This window comes from Streptomyces aureocirculatus (assembly GCF_000720475.1).
GTDB classification, from domain to species: domain Bacteria; phylum Actinomycetota; class Actinomycetes; order Streptomycetales; family Streptomycetaceae; genus Streptomyces; species Streptomyces aureocirculatus.
Map to the genome: position 1 here is coordinate 52,622 of NZ_JOAP01000013.1, position 19,726 is coordinate 72,347.

Genomic DNA, 19,726 nt, shown 5'->3' on the forward strand with positions numbered 1-19,726 from the left:
ATCCGCGCGATGCGTCACGCTTGGCCTGATTTGCACCCGTGATGAGTGGTGCGTAACCTGAAGCGAGCCCTCCACATCTTCACCGGTCCACCATCCGGCTGTCCGGGTCTCGGGGGCCGAGGGCTATACCTTCGGGGCTGGTGCTCGCATCTGTCCTGTATAGTCCTTATGTCATGCTGGACATGTGAACACTTTGTGGATTTGAATGGTCGCGTTCACGTACTGGAAGCGCAGCAGAAGTGGGGGCTCGCTGCTGCCCTGTGGTGCGTGCTCGGACGGAATCGCCCAGCGAAATCTCTTTACTCGCGTATCGCCTTGCAGCTAATAAATTCACGGTGAACCGAGTCGGGTAGATTATTGCGCCGCAAAGGCTTGTTCCTGTGCACCGACAGAGACCTTTCCTCGCGTGGCGCCGACCTCCCACGCAAGGCGAACAGTGCGCCCCCTCGACCAGGGCGGCGGCGTGGGGGAGTGAGCAGTGAGAATCGCGTTCCTGATCAACAACGCCTACGGCATAGGCGGGACGATCCGCGCCACCGTCAACCTCTCCCGCGCGCTGGCGGCCCGGCACGACGTCGAGGTCGTGAGCGTCCACCAGGTGAACGACGAGCCCGAGCTAGCCTTCGACGAGCGGGTACGCCTGACCGCGCTGATCGACATGCGCCGGGACAGCCCCACGTACGAAGGTGACCACCCGCTCACCAGTCAGCCGTGCACGATGTTCCCGGACACCGGCGCCGCAGCGAACTCCGCACGCCTGCCCTACTCGGCGCTCCAGGACGAGCGCATCGGCGCCTGGCTGCGCGCCACGGACGCCGACGTGGTGATCGCCACCCGGCCCGACCTCAACGGCTATCTCGCCCGCGACGGGCAGAGCCGGTATCTGCGCATCGGCCAGGAACACCTGAGCCTGGACGCCCACAACGCGACCCTGCGCGGGCATCAGAACAAGGCGATCGCGGGCCTCGACGCCTTCGTGACCGTGTCCGAGGCCGACGCCGCACAGTACCGCCGGGCCCTGCCGGACGTGCCGGGCCGCATCCTGTGTATCCCCAACAGTGTTCCCGAGCCCGCCGTCGAACCCTCCGACCAGCTCACGGACGTCATCATCGCCGCGGGCAGGCTCACCCGCGTCAAGCGCTACGACCGGCTGATCAGCGCCTTCGCGAAGGTCGCCGACAACCACCCCACGTGGACACTGCGCCTCTACGGGCGCGGACCCGAACGGCCGAAACTGCGGCGGCAGATCGACGAACTCGGCCTGTACAACCGAATATCCCTCATGGGACCGGTCTCCCCGATCGAGACCGAGTGGGCCAAGGGCTCCCTCGCCGCAGTCTCCTCCGACATGGAGTCCTTCGGCATGACCATCGTGGAGGCCATGCACTGCGGCGTCCCCGTGATCTCCACCGACTGCCCGCACGGTCCGGCGGAAATCATCGACGAGACCAACGGCGTCCTGGTCCCCCTGGACACCGGTGTGGACGGATACGCCGCTGCCCTCGACCGCCTCATGGCCGACGCACCCCTGCGTGCCCGCCTCGGCGCCGGGGCCCTGAAGCGAGCCGGCGCCTATGCGCCCCCCGCCATCGCCCGGCGTTACGAGACCCTGTTCCAGGAACTCTCCGCTCCGGCCCACCGGCGCTCGTCGAAGGCCGGACACCTCGGCTCGTTGTGGACCCGGCTGAAGTCCACCCTGCCGAGCAAGTCCGCCACCCCCAGCGAACCGTCGCCCGCTCCGGAGTCCCACCCCGAGCCCAAGCCCACCGTGCGCCCCGTCGCCTTCGCCAGGGCCACCCCCGACGGCGGCATCACCCTCCGTCTCGACGCGGCGTCGCTGCCGCCCGGCCCCCTCGACTTCCTGGCCCGCCTGCGCCGCGACCCCAAGGGGCGGCACATCCGTGTCCCCATACCTCCCACGGCCACGGCATCCGGCACGCACGACGTCCGCCTCACGCTCGACCCGGCCGAGCACGCGCTGTCGGAGGGCCGCTGGGACTGCTACGTCGTCGCCGAGGGCGCGACGGAGAAGCGGGCGCGGCTCGTCTGCGCCATGGCGGAACGGGCCCGCAGCATCGGCCGGGACCCGGTCCTCGTCGACGGCGAGGTGTCGGCCTGGCTCCCCTACACCACGGCCGACGGGTTCCTCGCCCTGCGCGTCTGGCAGCGCACCGCACACGCCGAGGTCACTGACATCGCCATCGGTGACGACCACGCCACCGTCACCGCCCGGCTCTTCGCCGCCGACATTCCTGACTCCATGGACGCCGCCACCGTGATCGCCGTCTCGCGAGAGGGGGAGCCCTACGACTTCACGTTCCCCGTCACGCAGGCCGCGGCGCAGCCCACCCGAGCGGCCTCCCAACCCACCGCCGGGGCCTGGCACTTCTCCTTCACGCTGCCCTACTCCCGGGCACTCGCCCTGCGGAACAGCAGTCACGACCTGTGGGACCTGCGCCTCCATCTGGGGCACACGCGGCCGCCGGTGACCATCGGCCGCATCGGTGGCGACATCGTCGACCGCAAGAAGACCGACGTCGTACCGGCCGTCCTCCTGCCGCACGGCACACGTGGCGAAACGCGTGCCAAGCCGTTCTTCACCGTCACCAATGATCTGGCGCTGAGCCTGCGGGACGCGGACGAGACGGAGGCGGCGACACAGCCGCGGGAGACAGCGGGCTGACGGCCGCCGGCGGCGCGGCGCCCGGGGCGGCAGGTGCCGGGGCTCAGTCGGAGCGCGCGTGCTGCCAGGCGGGATTCACCTGGATCTCGATGTCGCCGGAGACCGCCTCAGGCGCGGGGTCGGCGGTGACGCGGACCCGTACGGGACGGCCGGTACCGGCCTCGGTGAACGCCAGCGGCGGGCGGCCGTCCTGCAGGTGCTCGTCGCCCCACTGCATCAGTGACAGGAACACCGGCAGCAGGTCCTCGCCCGCCTCCGTCAGCCGGTACTCGTCGCGGGCCCGGCTGCCCGGCTCCCGATAGAGAACGGGCGCGACGACCCGCGCGGCCTTGAGCTGTTTGAGTGCCCGTGACACCGCGGGCGCCGAAGCCCCGATCCGATCCACGAAGTCCTCGAACCTCGTGGTGCCGTAGAAGCACTCGCGGACCACCAGGAACACCGTCTTGGTGCTGAGCAGGTCAAGGACCCGGGCCGCCGAGCAGCCGTCACCGATCGACCACGTGTCCCGGTCGCGCAGCCGTTCCTCGAAGTTCATCGCCACCCCGCCATTGTAACTAACGATTGCGTTATCCAGCCGGGCGTGATTCCCTCTCACTAACGATGCCGTTACTCAGACGGGCATCCCGTCCCGCCATGCGAGGAGCAGCGAACCGCCATGCCACTGTGGACCGTTCATCACACGCCCGGCACCTTCACTGACGCGGAGAAGCGTCAACTCGCTTCGCACATCGCCGACCACTACGAACAGGTCGGGCTGCCCAGGTTCTACGTGGTCACGCTGTTCCACGAGACCCGGCCCGAGGACTTCTACGTCGGCGGGGAGCCGACCCCGGTCGGGGTCCGCATCGCCATCGACCACATCGCCCGCCGCAACCCCGACCGCGAGAGCCGCCGCAGGACCGCCCAGTGGATCAAGGGCATGCTGCAGCCTCACCTCGAAAGGAACGCGGGGCTGCACTGGGAGTTCCACGTCGACGAGACCAGCGACGAACTGTGGATGATCAACGGAATCGTGCCGCCCCCGGCAGGATCCGACGCGGAGAAGCTCTGGGCCGAGAACGTCTCGACGTCCCTCTACTGACCGCCGTTCATCGTTCGCTGGGCGCCGCCGTACTGGGCGCGCACGCGGGCCACCGCGCAAGCTCCGCCCCTGTGGCGCTCGCCCGGTACGGCTACAGCCAGATGACGGTCAGCTCCGCCAGGCGGGCACGGTCGGTAGCGGGCCCGGCGGGTCGACCGTCAGTTCGCCCCCGTCCGTGCGTCCTGCCAGCCAGCCGAGCAGTTGCGCCGCGGGCCCCGACACCTGTGGCCCCCTCCCGTCGCCGACCGGGCGCGGCACCTGATCCTCGTCGGCGCGCAGCACCATGGCCGGGGCGTCGGAACGGTCGCGGAGTTTCCGTACCGTGAGGGCGAGTTCCCGCTCCACGAAGTACGGGGGCCAGGCGCTCGGGCCGTGGCCGGTCGCCAGGTCGGTGTGGTGCACCTCCACCTCGCGCAGCATGCTGCCGATGGTGCCTCGTACGGGGCGCAGGCCCCCGCCGAGCCAGCGCACCGGCACATCCCACGCCTCCCTCGGGTGATCGTCGACGGCCGTGAGGAAGCGGTGCAGCGCGGTTTCCAGGTCTTCGACCAGTTCGGCGGCCGGACGTCCCGCGCCCTCCTCGATGTCCCGCTCCCGATGAGCCTCGCCGTTGTACTGCGGGAGGTCCAGGCCCGTGCGGGCCGCAGTGAGCAACCGGGTGCGCGAGTCGGCGCTGCGCGCGATGTGAGTGAGTACGTGTGCACGGCTCCAGTCGGGCAGCGGCGAGGGGGCCCGTACCTCTTCATCCGTCAGGGCGGACGCGGAGTCGAGCAACCGTTTCACGGACATCCGCAGGAGAGGCAGCAGGTCGGCGGGCAACTGCGTCTCGTCGTGGGTCATGCGGTGTCTCCGATCTGTAGCTGTGCCGCACCGCACAAGGCCCCGTGGTGACATGGCCTCACCTGCGACGGCCCGGTCTCGGGGTGGTGGCGCGCAGCGATGAGGTACCCCTCTTCGCAGCCATGAGGTACCCCTCATGGCCCGCCCGAACCACCCCTCGATCCCCCCGGCCCGCCGCCCGCTCGCCGCTACAGGTCGAGCTGGTGCTCGTGTGTCGTGTGCGTGGGTGTGTAGCCGAAACTGTCGTTGATGTGCCGCATGTGCGTATTGCTGTCCGCGGTGTCGGCCAGGAGGCCGCCGAGGTGCGGGTAGTGGGTGTGGGCCTGCCGGATCGACTCGGCCTTCATCCAGGTGCCGAGACCGTGTCCACGGTGCTCGGGCAGTACGCCGGTGCCGTAGTGCTGGGCATCGCCGGTGCCGTCGCCGGGGACGACGAGTTCCGTGAACCCGGCGATCGAGTCGTCGGAGGTGTCGATGGCGACGACGGTGTGCAGTTGGTCGCCGCGCTGTTCCACGGCTTTCGCCGCGGCCCGTACCCGGTCCACGTCCCAGACCACGGTGCCGTAGTCGGTGTCGTCCATGGGCATGTCGTCCATGGCGCGGCGTGAGGCGGCGAACGTCTGGGCGAGGTGGTCGGGGACGGTTCCCCGCCATGACACGAGCCGGTAGCCGGGGTGCGGCCGCTCGATGGTCGCGACGAGGGCGCAGGCGTCCACGTCGGCCAGTGACAGGCGGGAGTACCGCAGGGTGAGGACCTTGCGGAAACCGCGTGCGGCCAGGAAGTGGTCACCGGGCGACCCGGCCTCGGTCTGCGCGACCACGCTGCGCCGGGCGTCGTCCCGGGCGGCGGCCACGGCGGCGTCGAGCAGTTGGGAGCCGACGTGCTTGCGGCGCTCCACGGGGTGGACCTGGAGGGTCAGTTCGGCCAGGTGCTTCTGTCCGGCACCGGTGAACAGGCGCAGGAAGGCCGATCCGACCGGGATGGCGTCGGCGTCGGACGCCAGCCATGCGAGACGCCGCTCGTGCGGGCCGTGAGCGGGGTCGGTCAGCGGGGTGATGCGAAGCGACAAGGTGTCTCCGTCGTCAGGAGGTGGCAAAGGTCAGTACGCGAGCTCAACTCCTGGGCAGTCCTGCGCATGTGCTCCGCACCTCCTTGTCGACAGCGCCGGCCAGGATCAACTCCGGCAGCTCGGAGAACCTAGCCGACCGATCAGTTCCATGGCAACGGTTTATGGCAGCGTCCGTGTTGGCGAATACCGTCAACATATCGAAACCCGACCGATACCTGACGGTCTCCCCGGAGAGCGGTGACCGAGGCCGGACAGCGGCACCACGGAGCATCGCGCCCCGCAAAGTGGGCCTGCGTCCGCGGCACTTGCGGACGTACGCGCTTCACTGGAGGTTGCCCGCCATGTCAACGATCATCACTCAGCGCCGGGTTGACGTACTGCGACATCGCGGCGCGGTCGCCCCGATGGTGCTGCTCGCCGGACTCCTGGGCGGCCCCCCGACCACGGCAAGCCGCAGGGCCGCACGATCACCATCGCCGTGAGCCGATCAAAGCCACCGGCCCGCGGGAGCGGCAAGAGCCGCTGGTGGTCAGCCCGGGCGGGCCGGGAGTGTTCAACCTGGACGCCCCGCTGGGCTTCACCGCAGGCCGGCTCGGCACCCTCGGCACCGACCACGACATCGTCGGCCTCGACCCCCGGGGCGCCGGTCACAGCGAGAAGCCCATCTGTGAGGAGAAGCCCTGGTCGGAGCCGCCGCTGACAGCGACGCAGAAGGAACGCAGCAAGGCCGAGTACGAACACCAGGCGGAGTTCAACAAGCGGTGCGCGGCCGCCCATCCGGAGTTCACGCGGCGGCTCACCCCGGAGAACACCGCCCGGGACATCGACCTCCTGCGCGCGGCACTCGGCGCTCCGAGGATCAGCTTCTACGGGGTGTCCTTCGGTACCTCCGCGGGCCTGGCCTACCGCTCCCTGTTCGACGACCGGGTACGGCGTATGTGGCTGGACTCGGCGATGCCTCCGGTGCTCGACCATGCCGCGATGGATGCTGTGCAACGGCGCCTCCGGTGCCACCGGTTTCGACGAACTGTGGGCGGCCCGCGAGTCCCGGCGTACGGCTCACCCAGCCGTCGGGGGCAGTTGGTTCAGCGTGAAGTGCGCGGGCTGGCCGCTGTTCGCCGAGCCCACGAAGCCGTCGCGGGGGGACAGCGCGCTGCAGCTCTCCGGCCATCTCGACGAGGACGTCACCCCGCACGCCTGGGCCGTACGAGCGCGACAGGCGGTCGGTGGCACGCTGCTCACCGTTCTTGACGGCTCGCACGGTTCGCTGAGCCGCCTGCCCTGCGCCGCGAAAGCGGTCACCTTCTTCCGCACCGGGCAGACCACCGGCGGCACCTGCCCGGGCGTTCAGTGACCCCGGCGGACCCGGGCCGGGCTGTTCCGGCTCACTCGTGCGGATGCCCGGCTCCCGGGCGGGGGACCGGGCGCTGGTCCTGACCAACGGGCACTGCTTCGAGGGCAGTCGGCCCGTCCCGGGAGAGGTCCTTGTCGACCAGCCGTCCCACCGGCTGTTCGACCTCATGGACCGGGCGGGCGACACCGCTGCGCAACTGCACGCGAGCAAGGCCCTCTACGTCACCATGACGGGGACGGACGTCGCCCTGTACCAAGTGGACACCACCTACCGGGAACTGGCGCGCGACCACGGGCTCACCCCGCTGACGCCGGCCGATCGGCGCCCCGCCCGCGGTGCCGACATCCGGATCGTGTCCGGGAGCCTGAAGCAGGAATTCCGCTGCCGCGTCGACCAGTTCGCGTACCGGGTCCTTGAGTCGGCGAACGTCACCGAGGACGTGCTCCGCCACTCCCCGGACTGCAGGACCGGGCCCGGTACATCCGGATCGCCCGTACTCTCCGGCGGTGAGGTGGTGGCGATCAACAACACCAGCAACCGGGACGGCAACGAGTGCACGGAGAACAACCCCTGTGAGATGGACCGCAGCGGGACGATCACGGCCCGCAAGGGAACCGGCTACGCCACCCAGACCTACTGGCTGACCACCTGTGAGGCGCCCGGGAACCGGCTCGATCTGGACCGGGACGGCTGTCTGCTGCCCCGCCCCGACCCCCGGCGCCAGCCCGCGGGGCGGGGGTGAAGCCACCGGGCCGGGGCGCGCGGGGGCGCGCCCCGGCCGGGGCAGTCGGGGCGGTCAGGAAGCGGACAGCTCCCCGCGGACCGTGCGGGCGGCGGTGACCAGGTTCTCCAGGGAGGCGCGGGTCTCGGGCCAGCCGCGGGTCTTCAGGCCGCAGTCGGGGTTGACCCAGAGGCGCTCGGCGGGGATGGCTTCGAGGCCCTTGCGGAGCAGGGCCGCGGCCTCCTCCGCGTCGGGTACGCGGGGGGAGTGGATGTCGTAGACGCCCGGGCCCGCCTCGCGCGGGTAGCCGTGGGCGGCGAGCTCCCGGGCCACCTGCATGTGCGAGCGGGCCGCCTCCAGGCTGATGACGTCGGCGTCGAGGTCGTCGATGGCCTGCACGATGTCACCGAACTCGGCGTAGCACATATGGGTGTGGATCTGGGTTTCCGGCCGGACGCCGCTGGTCGTGAGCCGGAACGACTCGGTGGCCCAGGCCAGATACGCAGCATGGTCCGTGGCGCGCAGCGGCAGCGTCTCGCGCAGCGCGGGCTCGTCGACCTGGATGACCGAGGTGCCCGCCGCCTCCAGGTCGCCGACCTCGTCCCGCAGGGCGAGGGCGACCTGCCGTGCGGTGTCGCCGAGCGGCTGGTCGTCGCGGACGAAGGACCAGGCGAGCATCGTCACCGGGCCGGTCAGCATCCCCTTGACCGGGCGGTCCGTGAGCGAGTTCGCGTACGCCGTCCAGCGCACCGTCATCGGCTCGGGCCGGGAGATGTCACCCGCCAGGACCGGCGGACGTACGTACCGGGTGCCGTACGACTGCACCCAGCCGTGCTGTGTGGCGAGGTAGCCCGTGAGCTGCTCGGCGAAGTACTGCACCATGTCGTTGCGCTCGGGCTCGCCGTGCACCAGGACGTCGATACCTGCCTTCTCCTGGAAGGCGAGCACGTCGCGGATCTCGCTCTCGATGCGCTGCTCGTAGCCCGCCTCGTCGATGCGCCCCGCGCGCAGGTCCGCGCGGGCGGCGCGCAGTTCCGTGGTCTGCGGGAACGAGCCGATGGTGGTCGTCGGAAGGAGCGGCAGCTTCAGGTGGGCCCGCTGGGCCGCGGCGCGCCGGGTGTACGGCTGGGAGCGGCGGCCGTCGGCGTCGGTGACGGCGGCGACCCTGGCCCGTACCGCTGCGTCGTGCGTGATGGGCGAGTTGGCCCGGGACGCGAGGTCGGCGCGGTTGGCGGCGAGCTCCGCGGCGATGGCATCGGTTCCCTGGGCGAGGCCCCTGGCCAGCGTGGAGATCTCGGCCGTCTTCTGCCGGGCGAAGGCGAGCCAGCGCAGGATCTGCGGGTCGATGTCGCGCTCGGCCGCCGCGTCGATCGGGACGTGCAGGAGGGAGCAGGAGGCGGCCACGTCGACCTGGTCGGCGAGACCCAGGAGCGTACCGAGGGTGGACAGGGAGTTCTCCAGGTTGTTGATCCAGATGTTGCGGCCGTCGACCACGCCCGCGACCAGGCGCTTGCCCGGCAGCCCGCCGACCGCGGCGAGCGCGTCGACGTTGGCGGCGGCGGCGCCGGTGAAGTCCAGGGCCAGGCCGTCGACCGGCGCCTTCGCCAGGACGGGCAGCGCGTCACCGAGCCGGTCGAAGTAGGACGCCACGAGCAGCTTGGGCCGGTCGGTGAGGGCACCGAGATCGCGATAGGCGCGCGCTGCGGCGTTGAGCTCGGCCGGTGTGCGGTCCTGCACCAGGGCGGGCTCGTCGAGCTGCACCCACTCGGCGCCTGCCGCGCGCAGATCGGCGACGACCTCGGCGTACACGGGAAGGAGGCGGTCCAGGAGCGTCAGCGGCTCGAAGTCGGCGGCCACACCGGGGGCGGGCTTGGCGAGGAGCAGATAGGTGACAGGGCCGACCAGGACGGGGCGGGCGGCGAGGCCGAGCGCGAGGGCCTCCTTCAGCTCGGCGACCTGCTTGGCCGAGTCGGCCGCGAAGACGGTGTCGGGGCCCAACTCGGGCACCAGGTAGTGGTAGTTGGTGTCGAACCACTTGGTCATCTCCAGCGGCGCCACGTCCTGGGTGCCGCGTGCCATCGCGAAGTAGCCGTCGAGCGCGTCGGTGTCGACGGCCACGCGGTGTCGTGGCGGGACGGCACCGACCATGACACTGGTGTCAAGGACGTGGTCGTAGTACGAGAAATCACCGGTCGGCACCTCGTGGATGCCTGCGTCGGCCAACTGCTGCCAGGCGGAACGGCGCAGGTCCGCCGTGGTCTGCCGGAGGGCGTCCGCCGTGACGCGGCCCTTCCAGTAGCCCTCGATGGCCTTCTTGAGCTCACGGTTCTGACCCTGGCGGGGGTAGCCGTACACGGTGGCCCGTGCTGCCGCGGCTGCGGGCTTCGCTGTCACGGAAATCTCCTTCGCGAGATGACTCCTGAGATCCCGGTGACGGGACACGGACGCGAAGGGGTGACGAACCGGACGGGGCGAACGTACGCGCCGTGGCGCGGTCGTCCTCCGCCTGGTATGCACGCCGACCCGCCCACGAGGTCACCGAGATGTCCGCACGCGATCGGTCACGTGCGGGCAACGGGCAGGTCTTCGGACTCGTGGACGCGTCTGCCGAAGCAGATTCCTACTGGCCGTCGCTTCCCGGACCCGGCTGGGTCCAGTGCGTATGACGGCGTTCGTTCCCACTCACCGCTGCGGGGCAGTCCCGGATTCCCACCGGGTTCCCTCTTACGACGCGTCTGTCTGGCGGACAGGGCGAACCGGCTGCACAGGTCAGGTTAGAGGGTCACCGGCTTCTTGGGCAGCGCTGTTCGCGCGGCGGGAAGTGATCTCGGACACGGTTTGGGTGCGGGGCGGTACGGGTGCCTCCAGGGCGAAGTGGGCCAACGCCGTGCAGGCCGGGCCGTCCGCGGGCAGGCCGCTCTCCTCGGCGATCACCCGGGCAGGGCCCACCGTCTCGCCCGCGTCGAACCCCTCGGCGACGGCGTCCACCGACTGCACTTCACCGACGGCACCGCTACCGACGCCGATCTCATCATCGGCGCCGACGGCGCCTGGTCCAAGGTGCGCCGCCCGCTGACGAACGCCACACCCCGCTACACCGGCGTCACCTTCGTCGAGACCGGCTTCGACGACACCGACATCCGTCATCCCCGCCTCGCCGCCCTGACCGCCGCCGGCACCATGATGGCCCTCCACAACCGGCAGGGCTTCGTCGGCCAGCGCAACAGCGGGGGACACATACGCGTCTACGTAGCCATGCGCACCGACGAGGACTGGTGCCGGAAGGACGGGCTCGACCTCGCCGACACCCCTGCTGTGCGCGACGCGCTTGTCCCCCTTCTCGGGGATGGGCGCCAATCTCGCCATGCTCGACGGCGCGGGCCTCGCCGAGGCCCTCATCGAAAGGCCCACCGTCGACGAGGCCGTCACCGTTTACGAAAGGGTCCTCCTGCCGCGCTCCGCCGAAGCCGCCGAGGGGGCGGCCGAGGCCATCGACGACGCCTTCAGCCCGGACGGAGCCGCCCGTGTCCTCGCCCATATGGAGGTCCCGGAGCGCGCGCCAGGTCCGGCAGCGGGCAGGGTCAGCGGCTGACCGCGTTCTCCTTCGCCACGCGCGACAGCTTCTCGGGGTTGCGGACGTGGTAGGCCCCGGTGATGTAGCCGTTCTCGACCCGCACGGCCACGACGCCGTCGACCTCCCCGTCGACCCGGACGAGCAGCCCCGGGCCACCATTGATCTGGACCGGCTCGACCGACCTCACGGCGTCGCGCCTCCACCAGCCGCCCGCCAGCAGGCGGGACACCTTGTCCACGCCCACGATGGGCCGCAGCAGGGCGTGTTTGACTCCGCCGCCGTCGCTCAGGGCGACGACGTCGGGTGCGAGGATGTCGAGCAGGCTCTGCAACTCGCCGGTCTCGACCGCGCGCTGGAAGGCCTGGAGGGCGGCTCGGGTCTGGGCCGGGGAGACGGTGCCGCGCGGTCGGCGCGCGGCGACGTGTGCCCGTGCCCGATAGGCGAGCTGGCGGACCGCGGCCGGGGTCCTGCCGACGGCTTGGGCGATCTCGTCGTATTCGACGTCGAACACTTCGCGCAGTACGAACACCGCCCGTTCCACGGGCGCGAGCGTCTCCAGGACCAGCAGCATCGCCATCGAGATGCTGTCGGCGAGCTCGACGTCCTCGGCCACGTCCGGCGCGGTGAGCAACGGCTCGGGCAGCCACGGCCCGACGTAGGACTCCTTGCGCCGACCGAGGGCACGCATCCGGTCCAGTGCCTGCCGGGTGACGATCCGCACCAGGTAGGCACGTTCCTCCCGCACGGTCGCCGGTTCGACGCCGACCCAGCGCAGCCAGGTCTCCTGAAGGACGTCTTCGGCGTCGGCGGCCGAACCGAGCATTTCGTAGGCGACGGTGAACAGCAGATTGCGGTGGGCGACGAACACCTCGGTGGCGGAGTCCACCGTCTCCACCCGGTCGGCACGAGCGAGCGGTTCGGCCGTGCCCGTGGTTCGTCCGCTGTCCTCGCTCATACCTGGCTCCTGCCTGTTCGTTCCCGGCTGTGCTCCAGCTCTGCTCCAGCGCTGTCCACGCATGAGACGCCGGTCCCCGCCGTTCTGTAACACCCCTGACCGGTGGCCTGGGTCACACGGCCTCGACTGTTACGGACGCCGGGGCGCCGACGTCTCGTGTTCGTCAGAACGCCGCGTGAAACGAACAACTCGGAGCGCACGCACCGATAGCGCGGCCCGTCGATCGGCGAGCCCGGTGTGTGCCGCCGCATCACTCGGGCACCGTCAGCACACGCCAGGGAAGGGCACATGAGCACCAGCAAGTTCGCAGTGGCAGGAGCGACCGGGCGGCTGGGACGTCACGTCGTGGACGTCCTCGCGGAACGGGGGCACCAGGTCGTACCGATGTCCCGCGCCACCGGCGTGGACATCATCACCGGTACGGGCCTGGCCGAGGCGCTCGCCGGGGTCGACGTCATCATCGACGTCGCGTCATGGCACGCCTCCGACCGGGAGGCCGCCACGGAGTTCTTCCGCACCGCCACCCGCAACCTGCACGAGACCGGCCGGCAGGCGGGAGTCGGCCGGGCCGTCGCCGTGTCCATCATCGGCGCCGACAAGGCCACCGCCGGGTTCGTCGCCGCCCAACAGGTGCACGAGGAAGCCCACCTGTCCTGCCCGCTGCCCGCTCGCATCCTGCGGGCCGCGCAGTTCCATGAATTCGTCGGTCAGCTCCTGGACTGGCAGCAGGGCGACGTCGCTTACATCCCGACCCTGCCCACCCAGCTCGTGGCCTGCCGCACCGTGGCCGAAACGCTGGTCGCGCTGGCGGAAGACCCCGACGCGCCCGCCCAGGCGGCTCCCGGAACGCCGATCCCCGAGATCGCCGGGCCCCGCACGGAGACCATGGCCGATGCGGCGAAACTCCTGGGGGCCCGCCGAGGCATCCAGGTCGTCGAGGTGGACGGCTCCGGCATGCCCGACGCCGAGATCGCGGCGGCCGGCGCGTTCCTGCCGCGCCCGCACGCCACACTCGCCGGTCCCACCTTCCAGGAGTGGCTCGACACCCAGGCCTGTCCGGCCAGTACGTGATGCATGGCCAAGTGGCAACAAGAAGAGGGGACTTCGATGTACGACACCTCTGCCGAGGGTGAGCCTTCCCGGGGCAGGGCGGGCACGGCGGTCATGACGGCCCCGGTGGTGAGCGGTCGTGGCCCGGTGACACTGCTGCGGGTCGTGGCCGCCCTTGCCTGTCTTGAGACCCTGGTGCAGGGCCTGCTCGCCGGGATGCTGTTGAACGGTGACGTCGATTCGATCGACCCGCACGGCTTCAACGCCTACGTCTTCGAGCTCCTGGTGTTCCTTCAGGTCGTGGCCGCCGTCCTGCTGTGGCGCGGCAACCGCCGGCTGACGTGGCCGCTGAAGGCCACCGTCGGCATCCTCCTGGCCACCTTCACGCAGACCGCGCTGGGTCTGCAGAGCTCGCTCGCCGCGCATGTCACCCTCGGCGTGGCCCTGTGCGCGATGGAGACGGCACTCGTCCTGCGGGCCTTCACGCTCCGCGTGGCTCGCCCAGGGGCAGCCCCCTGACCGCTCGGTGACAGTCACCGTGCAGACGTCGCCCGGGGAGACGGTCAGGCGGCGCGGCAGAGTGCCGCGGCGCCGGCCGGGGCCGAGGTGCCGGTCACGGTCGCGGGCACGGGACGGGAGGTGCGGACGGTGGCCGCGGTCTGCGAGCGGTGCCGTGCGAAGACGACGAGACGCAGTACGGCGAACCGCACGACACCGGCGAGTGCGGACGCGGACAGATAGACGACCTGCTCTAGGACCGCGCCGGGCGCCGCCACCAACTGTTGCAGGACAAGCATCGCCAGGCAGGTCACCGCGTACGCAGCCGCCGCGGACCCGGCCGACTGCACGTGCTGGCGCCCGGTCGCGCGCCCGCCCGCACCGAAGGTGAAGCGGGCGTGCAGTTCGGTGGCGAGGAGCGTGGAGACGGCGGTGATCAGGGCGTTGGCAAGCACCCAGGGGATCCAGGAGGCGAGAGCCGCCACGGCGAAGCTGGAGGCGAGCCCCACCCCACCGCCGCAGAGCACGAAGCGGACAAAAGCGGTGAAGGCCCCGGGTGTCGACTGCTCTTGGCCCTGCGCTGTCTTCATGCCCTGCCCACCCCTTCAGACGGCTCACCTCGCGACACGCGCCCGCCTCGGCTTGTGAAGCCGAGGCGGGCGTTGCTCGTGCTGCCAGTATGGCACACAAGTGGCACCATCACGAGCCACTAGTGGTGCCATGCGTGGCATGGTTGGTGTCATGTGTACGCGAGGCTTGAGTATCCCCAGGTCAGGAGAGTGGGGCGGGATCGATGTTTGTGGGGGCATGGAAAATTGGCCTGGGCCCTGGTCCTGCTCGGCCAAAAAGGCGATGCTGCCCGGAAACGTCTCACAGCCTCACGGCGCACCACGCACATCACGCACATCACGCGCGCCACGTAAAGCACGCAAAGCACGCAAGGCACGCAAAGCACGCGCAATAGGGCACGCAAAGCACGCGGACCACGCGGACCACGCGGAGCACCAGACAGAACAGAGGGGAACGCGACACAATGGAGATCACTGCCGAACAGCTCGCCGCGGCGGTCGACGAACTGGCGCTGACGCAGCAACCGGTCATGGTTCATACGTCACTTCGTTCCTTCGCCATGCCCGTAGAGGGTGGCGCGGACGCTGTTCTGGACGCCTTGCTCTCCCGCGGCTGCACGGTCCTGGTCCCGACGTTCACCGCGCCGCAGTTCGCCGTCGTCCCGCCGACCACGATGCGCCCGGCCCGCAACGGCATCGACTACGCGTCCCTGCCCGACGAGTCGGCTGATCGGCCCGGGGCGTCCGCCGCCCACTACACCGTCGACTGCGGCGTCATCGACGCGGGCATGGGTGCGCTCCCGGCCCGACTGCTCGCCCGCGGCGAGGCGCGGCGAGGGGGGCACCCGCTCAATTCGTTCGCGGCGCTGGGCCCGCAGGCCGCCGAACTCGTCGCCGCGCAAACTCCGACCGACGTGTACGGACCTGTGCGTACCCTCGCGGACGAGAACGGCGCCATACTGCTGCTGGGCGTGGAACTGAACAGGATGACTGCGCTCCACCTCGCCGAACAGAGCTCCGGTCGACGGCTGCCGGTTCGCTGGGCCCGAGCGGCCGACAACAGAGTGATCATGGTGGAGACGGGGTCGTGCTCGGAGGGATTCCCACGCCTGGAACCGTGGCTGCGGCCGCTGGCGCGCAGCGTCACGGTGAGTGGGTCCCGGTGGAGCGCCTACCCGGCGAAGGAGACCCTGGCCGCCGCGGTCGCAGCCATGACCGCCGATCAGAGCGTGACCCAGTGCGCGGACAGCGACTGCCTCGCCTGCAGGGATTCGGTGGCGGGCGGCCCGGTCGGCCCGGTTTCCCTGGGGTGAAGCAATCCGGCCCCTCCCTGGTCCCCCCGCCGCCCCGAACGCGGCCGCCTAGCCGTGGAACGTCGTCGTGGCCTCCAGAGCGGCGCGCTCGGTGGTGACCTGGTTCACCGGCGCGGTGTCATCGGCGTAACCGAACGAGACCCCCACGAGCAGCTTTCCTCCGGTGATGCCGAGTTCTTCGCGCACGGTGTCGGCGTAGAAGCTCAGCAGGCCCTGGGGGCAGCAGTTCACGCCGTACCCGGTCATCGCCAGTAGCAACGTCTGCATATAGGCACCGGCGTCCGCGGCCAACCGTGCGTCATCGCGGTCGGAGACGAAGAGGAACGCCACATGTGGCGCGCCGTAGAACCGCAGGCTCTCGGCGTCGTAAGCCGCACGCGCCGCGTGGTCCGCGTGGCCGATGCCCAGGGCTCCGTACAACTGCGTGCCGAAGGCGGCCCGTCGCTCCTGCTGCACAGGTGAGTACATGTCCTCGTCGTACGGGAAGTCGACGGAAGTGCGCTGTGCGGCATGTGCCGCCTGGAGGGAGTCCGCCAGGCGGTCGCGCGGCGTGCCGCTGACCACCTCCACCCGCCAGGGCTGTGCATTGGAGTTCGACGGCGCGGCGCCGGCGAGCGAGAAGATCGCGCGCATGGTCTCGTGGGGCACGGCGTCGGGCCGGAACGCGCGGACGGCGCGTCGGCTGCGAATCAGTTTCTCCGTGCTGCCGCTCAGTTCGGTGCGGACGGATCGGTCCATGGAGTGCTCCTCAGTTGTAAACGGTAGCGTTTACCTCAGTGCCCGACCCTAACCTCTCGCTCCGTCAGAAGTAAACGCCGCCGTATACTTGCTCCATGGCTGCGACGACAAAGATGACCAAGGCGACCGGGACGACCGGGACGACCGGGACGACCGGGACAACCGGGACACCCGGCGCACCCGGTACGACCGAGGCGATCGGAACGTCCGGTACGGCGCAGCGGCGCGGGCACGGCGCACGGGAACGCATCCTGGCCGCCGCCGCCCGCCTCTTCGCCTGCCAGGGGATCACCGCGACCGGCATGGAGCAGGTCGCCGAGGAGGCGCCGGTCTCCAAGCGCACGCTCTACGCCCACTTCCGGACCAAGAGCGATCTGGTGCTCGCCCACTTGCAGGCGCTCGCGTCGTCGGGGAACACCCTGGAGGGCGTGCTGACCCGCGCGGACCTCGATCCCCGGGAACGGATCCTGCGGCTGTTCGACCCGCCAGCCACCGATGCCACGGCCGTACGGGGGTGCCCGTTCATCGACGCCGCGGCGGAGTTCCCCGACCCGCGGAACCCGATCCACGTCTATGCCCGAGAGCAGAAACTGTTGATGGCGGAGCTGGTCACCGCGCTGGTCACCGAGCTCGGCTGCGCGGAACCCGGCGTGCTCGCCGAGCAGTTGGTGACCCTCGCGGACGGGGCGGCCAGCCGTGCCATGGTGTTGAACCAGGCGGACTACGGTCAGTACGCGCGGATGGCCGCGGAGATCCTCCTGGAACGGGCCCTGGCCGAGGCGACCTGAACGACCTGGACGGCCCGGGTCGCGGGCGCCCGTGGACCCGGCGGTGGCCGAGCGTGGGCCCTGGGACGCGCCCCCCGGGATGAGGTCAGCCCGCGAACCCGCCGAAGTCCCGCGTGTCCACGGCGCCTTGCGTGTCCACGGCACCTCGTACAAATCGCCGCAGCCGTGTACGTACCGCGTCGGGCTGTTCCATCCAGGGCTCGTGCCCCGCGCCTTCGATCCGGGTCAGCGGAAGAGCGAGCCGGAGCGCGAGCGTGTCGAGCGCGGACATCGGACGGGGGTCCTCGGCCCCACCGAGAAGTTCCGTGCGGGCAGTTCCACGCGTCGAGCAGCTCGGCGAGATCGTCGACGTGCCTGGCGAGCGAGTGGGTGCCCCGCCGGGAGCACGCTGCTCGTCAGATCTTCGGCGGAGCCCCCTGAAACTGCCGACCGTGACACCGGTACGCTCCCGACGCCGAGTCGGTCGAGGGTGCTCCGACTTCGATCCCCGTTCCCGGTGATCGCGAGCGGCGAGGTCACGGGGTGCGATAACCCCGGAAGGTCACAGCCACGTGGGTTTCGAAACCGAGCCGCTCATAGAGCGCGATGGCGCCGGAGTTCGCGTCGGCGACATGCAGGAACGGCCGTTCGCCCCGGGACAGAACGCGTTCGGCCAGCGCGAGCACCAAGCGGCCCGCGTGGCCCTGGCCGCGTGCCTCAGGGGCAGTGCACACCGCACTGATCTCGGTCCAGCCCGGGGGGCGCAGCCGCTCGCCCGCCATCGCCACCAGGCTTCCTTGTACGCGTATACCGAGGTAGACGCCGAGTTCACAGGTGCGGGGCCCGAACGGCCCCGGCGCGGCCCGCGCGACGAGGTCGAGCATCTCGGGCACGTCGTCCGGGCCGAGATCCACTACCGCGGCGCCGGGTATCGACTCCGTGACATCGAGCGGGTGCCCGGCGGGCCAGATCATCTGTCGGCCCTCGAGTTCGAAGACCGGGTCCCAGTCCGGTGGCGGAACCGCCGGGTTGCTGAACATGTCGGCGAAGCCGCCGCTGCCGAGCAACCGCGCCAGGTCGGACCAGTCGGCCGCGTCGGGCTTGGTCGGCAGCGCGCAGAAGGTCGCGACTCCCGGCAGATACGTGGCTGCCTGCCCGAGCCGTCGGCCCAACTGCGCGTGCGGGCCGAGCAGGGACTCGGCCACAGGGTTGTCGATCGCGGCGATATCACTGTTCACGCGCCTGATCTTTGCAGTACGGCGCTCCTCACCGGCATCGGGGTGGTCCGCTCAGCACCTGGGTAATCGGAGTTGGCCGCTCCGCTCACCGGTATCGGAACAAGCCGTCACGGGGTTCACAGGAACCGACAGGCTTCAGGGCTGCTGTCGCCGCCACTCCCGCGGAGCGCGGTCGGCCAGTTCCTCGTCCTCGTGCGTGAAGTCCGCCAGATCCATCCGCATGCCGTTGTGGAACGCCAGGATCTCCCCGTCCCGGACGACCTTGGTCTGGATCGCGTGCCACACGCCCGCCCGCGGCCCTTCGGGTACGGACAGGGTCGAGGTGGTGTGCAGCAGCAGAAGCCCGTCCGTGAGCTGACGGCTGTTCACATACTCGATGGTGAGCCGACTGCCGCGGTAGATCGTGTCGAAGATCTTCTGGTGCTCTTCGGCGATCACCGCGCGGCCGTGCTGTATCCGGCCCACCACGTCCACGAAGTCGGCGTCCTGTGCGAAGTGCGCCGCCCACGCGGCCCCGTCCCCGGCGTTCCACGCGTGTGCCATTCCGGTGAGCATCTCGTCGATGGGCGTGGAGAGGTCATGACGTCATCACTCCCGCTAACCTAGAACTGCGATCTATTAAATGGAACGACGTTCTAGTGAGGAGTCTACCTTGTCAGCGGACCTGCCCGGTGTCGTCCGGCTGCGCGACCGTCGCGAGGCGCTGACCCTGCGCGCGATCCTCGGCGCGGCCCGTGGGCTGTTCGCCGAGCGCGGCTACGCCCGTACGCCGATCCGGCTCATCGCCCAGGAGGCCGGTGTCGTACCGCAGACCATCTACGCGCACTTCGGCTCGAAGGCGGGTGTCCTCATCGGCCTCGTCGACCTGCTCGACGACGAAGCAGGAATTCCCGACCTGATCGCCGCCTCCGAGTCGGTCACGGACCCGGCCGAACTCCTCGGCACACTGGCCACCATCAGCCGCCAGGTCAGGGAGCGCTGCGGCGACATCGTCGCGATGCTCACCTCGGGTGCCGCGGTCGACCCCGACATCGCGGCGACGCAGGCCGAGGCGGGACGACGCCACCGCCTTGGCGTCGAAACAGTCGTCGACCGCATCCGGGCCTCAGGCCACCCGGTCGACCCGCGAGCCGCCGACATCGTGACCGCGCTGCTGAGCGCAGGCGTCCACGACAGTCTCGTCGCGGACGCCGGCTGGTCGCACGACGACTACGAGGCGTGGCTCAAGCGCACCCTGGTCACGGCCGTCCTGGGGTAGAGCGGTCCGGCAGGTTG

General features: G+C 70.4%; 21 protein-coding genes, 1 pseudogene and 1 riboswitch. Of the genes and pseudogenes, 11 read left to right on the plus strand and 11 right to left on the minus strand.

Annotated elements, in window-relative coordinates:
- The first annotated feature begins 478 nt into the window (after positions 1-478).
- Positions 479-2,683, plus strand: a complete 2,205-nt coding sequence (locus IG78_RS0114090; protein WP_030562856.1) for a glycosyltransferase family 4 protein — start codon at positions 479-481, stop codon at positions 2,681-2,683.
- 43 nt (positions 2,684-2,726) lie between these two features.
- Here the strand turns inward: IG78_RS0114090 and IG78_RS0114095 are convergent, their stop codons facing one another.
- A complete protein-coding gene (locus IG78_RS0114095) occupies positions 2,727-3,218 on the minus strand; it encodes a winged helix-turn-helix transcriptional regulator (RefSeq protein ID WP_037685578.1) in 492 nt (163 codons plus the stop codon).
- A gap of 120 nt (positions 3,219-3,338) precedes the next feature.
- Here IG78_RS0114095 and IG78_RS0114100 point away from each other — a divergent pair, with 120 nt between their 5' ends.
- Positions 3,339-3,764: a tautomerase family protein gene (locus IG78_RS0114100; protein ID WP_030562859.1), complete on the plus strand. Its 426-nt coding sequence runs from the start codon at positions 3,339-3,341 to the stop codon at positions 3,762-3,764.
- Between the two features lie 108 nt (positions 3,765-3,872).
- Here IG78_RS0114100 and IG78_RS0114105 read toward each other — a convergent pair whose 3' ends face one another.
- Complete coding sequence (locus tag IG78_RS0114105) at positions 3,873-4,604, minus strand: maleylpyruvate isomerase family mycothiol-dependent enzyme (protein ID WP_030562861.1); 732 nt, start codon at positions 4,602-4,604, stop codon at positions 3,873-3,875.
- 188 nt (positions 4,605-4,792) lie between these two features.
- Positions 4,793-5,674, minus strand: a complete 882-nt coding sequence (locus IG78_RS0114110) for a GNAT family N-acetyltransferase (protein ID WP_030562863.1) — start codon at positions 5,672-5,674, stop codon at positions 4,793-4,795.
- A 549-nt stretch (positions 5,675-6,223) separates the two neighbouring features.
- On the opposite strand from IG78_RS0114110, the pseudogene IG78_RS52635 reads away from it, so the two are divergent.
- The 3 genes and pseudogenes from IG78_RS52635 to IG78_RS0114125 all read left to right on the plus strand — a co-directional run.
- Positions 6,224-6,610 (plus strand): annotated as a pseudogene (locus IG78_RS52635) (alpha/beta fold hydrolase); the annotation flags it as partial.
- Between the two features lie 37 nt (positions 6,611-6,647).
- The gene (locus IG78_RS0114120) at positions 6,648-7,028 is read left to right on the plus strand and encodes an alpha/beta hydrolase (protein ID WP_078965162.1); all 381 of its coding nucleotides are present in this window, start codon (positions 6,648-6,650) and stop codon (positions 7,026-7,028) included.
- Positions 7,029-7,071: 43 nt separating this feature from the next.
- Positions 7,072-7,770, plus strand: coding sequence for a S1 family peptidase (locus IG78_RS0114125; RefSeq protein WP_051852622.1), 699 nt, complete (start codon positions 7,072-7,074; stop codon positions 7,768-7,770).
- 54 nt (positions 7,771-7,824) lie between these two features.
- On the opposite strand, the gene metE is transcribed toward IG78_RS0114125, so the two are convergent.
- Complete coding sequence (gene metE / locus IG78_RS0114130) at positions 7,825-10,143, minus strand: 5-methyltetrahydropteroyltriglutamate--homocysteine S-methyltransferase (RefSeq protein ID WP_030562869.1); 2,319 nt, start codon at positions 10,141-10,143, stop codon at positions 7,825-7,827.
- 166 nt (positions 10,144-10,309) lie between these two features.
- A riboswitch (cobalamin riboswitch) is annotated at positions 10,310-10,525 on the minus strand.
- Entirely contained in the window at positions 10,519-11,106 is a 588-nt protein-coding gene (locus IG78_RS51310) for a hypothetical protein (RefSeq protein WP_225882092.1), read from the minus strand. It overlaps the preceding riboswitch by 7 nt.
- Between IG78_RS51310 and IG78_RS44040 the strand changes: the two genes are divergently transcribed.
- Positions 11,096-11,341, plus strand: a complete 246-nt coding sequence (locus IG78_RS44040; RefSeq protein WP_157855791.1) for a hypothetical protein — start codon at positions 11,096-11,098, stop codon at positions 11,339-11,341. The genes IG78_RS51310 and IG78_RS44040 overlap by 11 nt on opposite strands.
- Here IG78_RS44040 and IG78_RS0114140 read toward each other — a convergent pair.
- On the minus strand, positions 11,331-12,278 hold the full coding sequence (locus IG78_RS0114140) for an RNA polymerase sigma-70 factor (RefSeq protein WP_030562871.1): 948 nt from the start codon (positions 12,276-12,278) through the stop codon (positions 11,331-11,333). The two genes, IG78_RS44040 and IG78_RS0114140, sit on opposite strands and share 11 nt — an antisense overlap.
- A gap of 288 nt (positions 12,279-12,566) precedes the next feature.
- Here IG78_RS0114140 and IG78_RS0114145 point away from each other — a divergent pair, with 288 nt between their 5' ends.
- Together IG78_RS0114145 and IG78_RS42095 are read left to right on the plus strand one after the other, a co-directional pair.
- Complete coding sequence (locus IG78_RS0114145) at positions 12,567-13,349, plus strand: SDR family oxidoreductase (RefSeq protein WP_030562873.1); 783 nt, start codon at positions 12,567-12,569, stop codon at positions 13,347-13,349.
- 36 nt (positions 13,350-13,385) lie between these two features.
- Positions 13,386-13,847: a hypothetical protein gene (locus tag IG78_RS42095; RefSeq protein WP_037685577.1), complete on the plus strand. Its 462-nt coding sequence runs from the start codon at positions 13,386-13,388 to the stop codon at positions 13,845-13,847.
- Between the two features lie 44 nt (positions 13,848-13,891).
- Here the strand turns inward: IG78_RS42095 and IG78_RS0114155 are convergent, their stop codons facing one another.
- Positions 13,892-14,416: a GtrA domain-containing protein gene (locus IG78_RS0114155; protein WP_030562877.1), complete on the minus strand. Its 525-nt coding sequence runs from the start codon at positions 14,414-14,416 to the stop codon at positions 13,892-13,894.
- A 443-nt stretch (positions 14,417-14,859) separates the two neighbouring features.
- On the opposite strand from IG78_RS0114155, the gene IG78_RS0114160 reads away from it, so the two are divergent.
- Positions 14,860-15,708, plus strand: a complete 849-nt coding sequence (locus IG78_RS0114160; RefSeq protein ID WP_037685575.1) for an AAC(3) family N-acetyltransferase — start codon at positions 14,860-14,862, stop codon at positions 15,706-15,708.
- A 48-nt stretch (positions 15,709-15,756) separates the two neighbouring features.
- Here the strand turns inward: IG78_RS0114160 and IG78_RS0114165 are convergent, their stop codons facing one another.
- Positions 15,757-16,446: a nitroreductase gene (locus tag IG78_RS0114165; RefSeq protein ID WP_030562881.1), complete on the minus strand. Its 690-nt coding sequence runs from the start codon at positions 16,444-16,446 to the stop codon at positions 15,757-15,759.
- Between the two features lie 95 nt (positions 16,447-16,541).
- Here IG78_RS0114165 and IG78_RS0114170 point away from each other — a divergent pair, with 95 nt between their 5' ends.
- Entirely contained in the window at positions 16,542-17,234 is a 693-nt protein-coding gene (locus IG78_RS0114170) for a TetR/AcrR family transcriptional regulator (protein WP_404827696.1), read from the plus strand.
- Positions 17,235-17,319: 85 nt separating this feature from the next.
- Here the strand turns inward: IG78_RS0114170 and IG78_RS0114175 are convergent, their stop codons facing one another.
- From IG78_RS0114175 to IG78_RS0114185, 3 genes are all read right to left on the minus strand, one after another.
- Entirely contained in the window at positions 17,320-17,505 is a 186-nt protein-coding gene (locus IG78_RS0114175; RefSeq protein ID WP_225882091.1) for a hypothetical protein, read from the minus strand.
- A 244-nt stretch (positions 17,506-17,749) separates the two neighbouring features.
- The gene (locus IG78_RS0114180; RefSeq protein WP_030562886.1) at positions 17,750-18,451 is read right to left on the minus strand and encodes a GNAT family N-acetyltransferase; all 702 of its coding nucleotides are present in this window, start codon (positions 18,449-18,451) and stop codon (positions 17,750-17,752) included.
- 135 nt (positions 18,452-18,586) lie between these two features.
- Positions 18,587-19,006 (minus strand): SgcJ/EcaC family oxidoreductase, encoded by a 420-nt coding sequence (locus IG78_RS0114185; protein WP_030562888.1) that lies wholly within the window; start codon positions 19,004-19,006, stop codon positions 18,587-18,589.
- A gap of 97 nt (positions 19,007-19,103) precedes the next feature.
- Between IG78_RS0114185 and IG78_RS0114190 the strand changes: the two genes are divergently transcribed.
- Positions 19,104-19,709 carry a TetR/AcrR family transcriptional regulator gene (locus IG78_RS0114190; RefSeq protein WP_030562890.1) on the plus strand — a complete coding sequence of 202 codons (606 nt, stop codon included), beginning with the start codon at positions 19,104-19,106 and terminating at the stop codon, positions 19,707-19,709.
- The last annotated feature ends 17 nt before the right edge of the window (positions 19,710-19,726 follow it).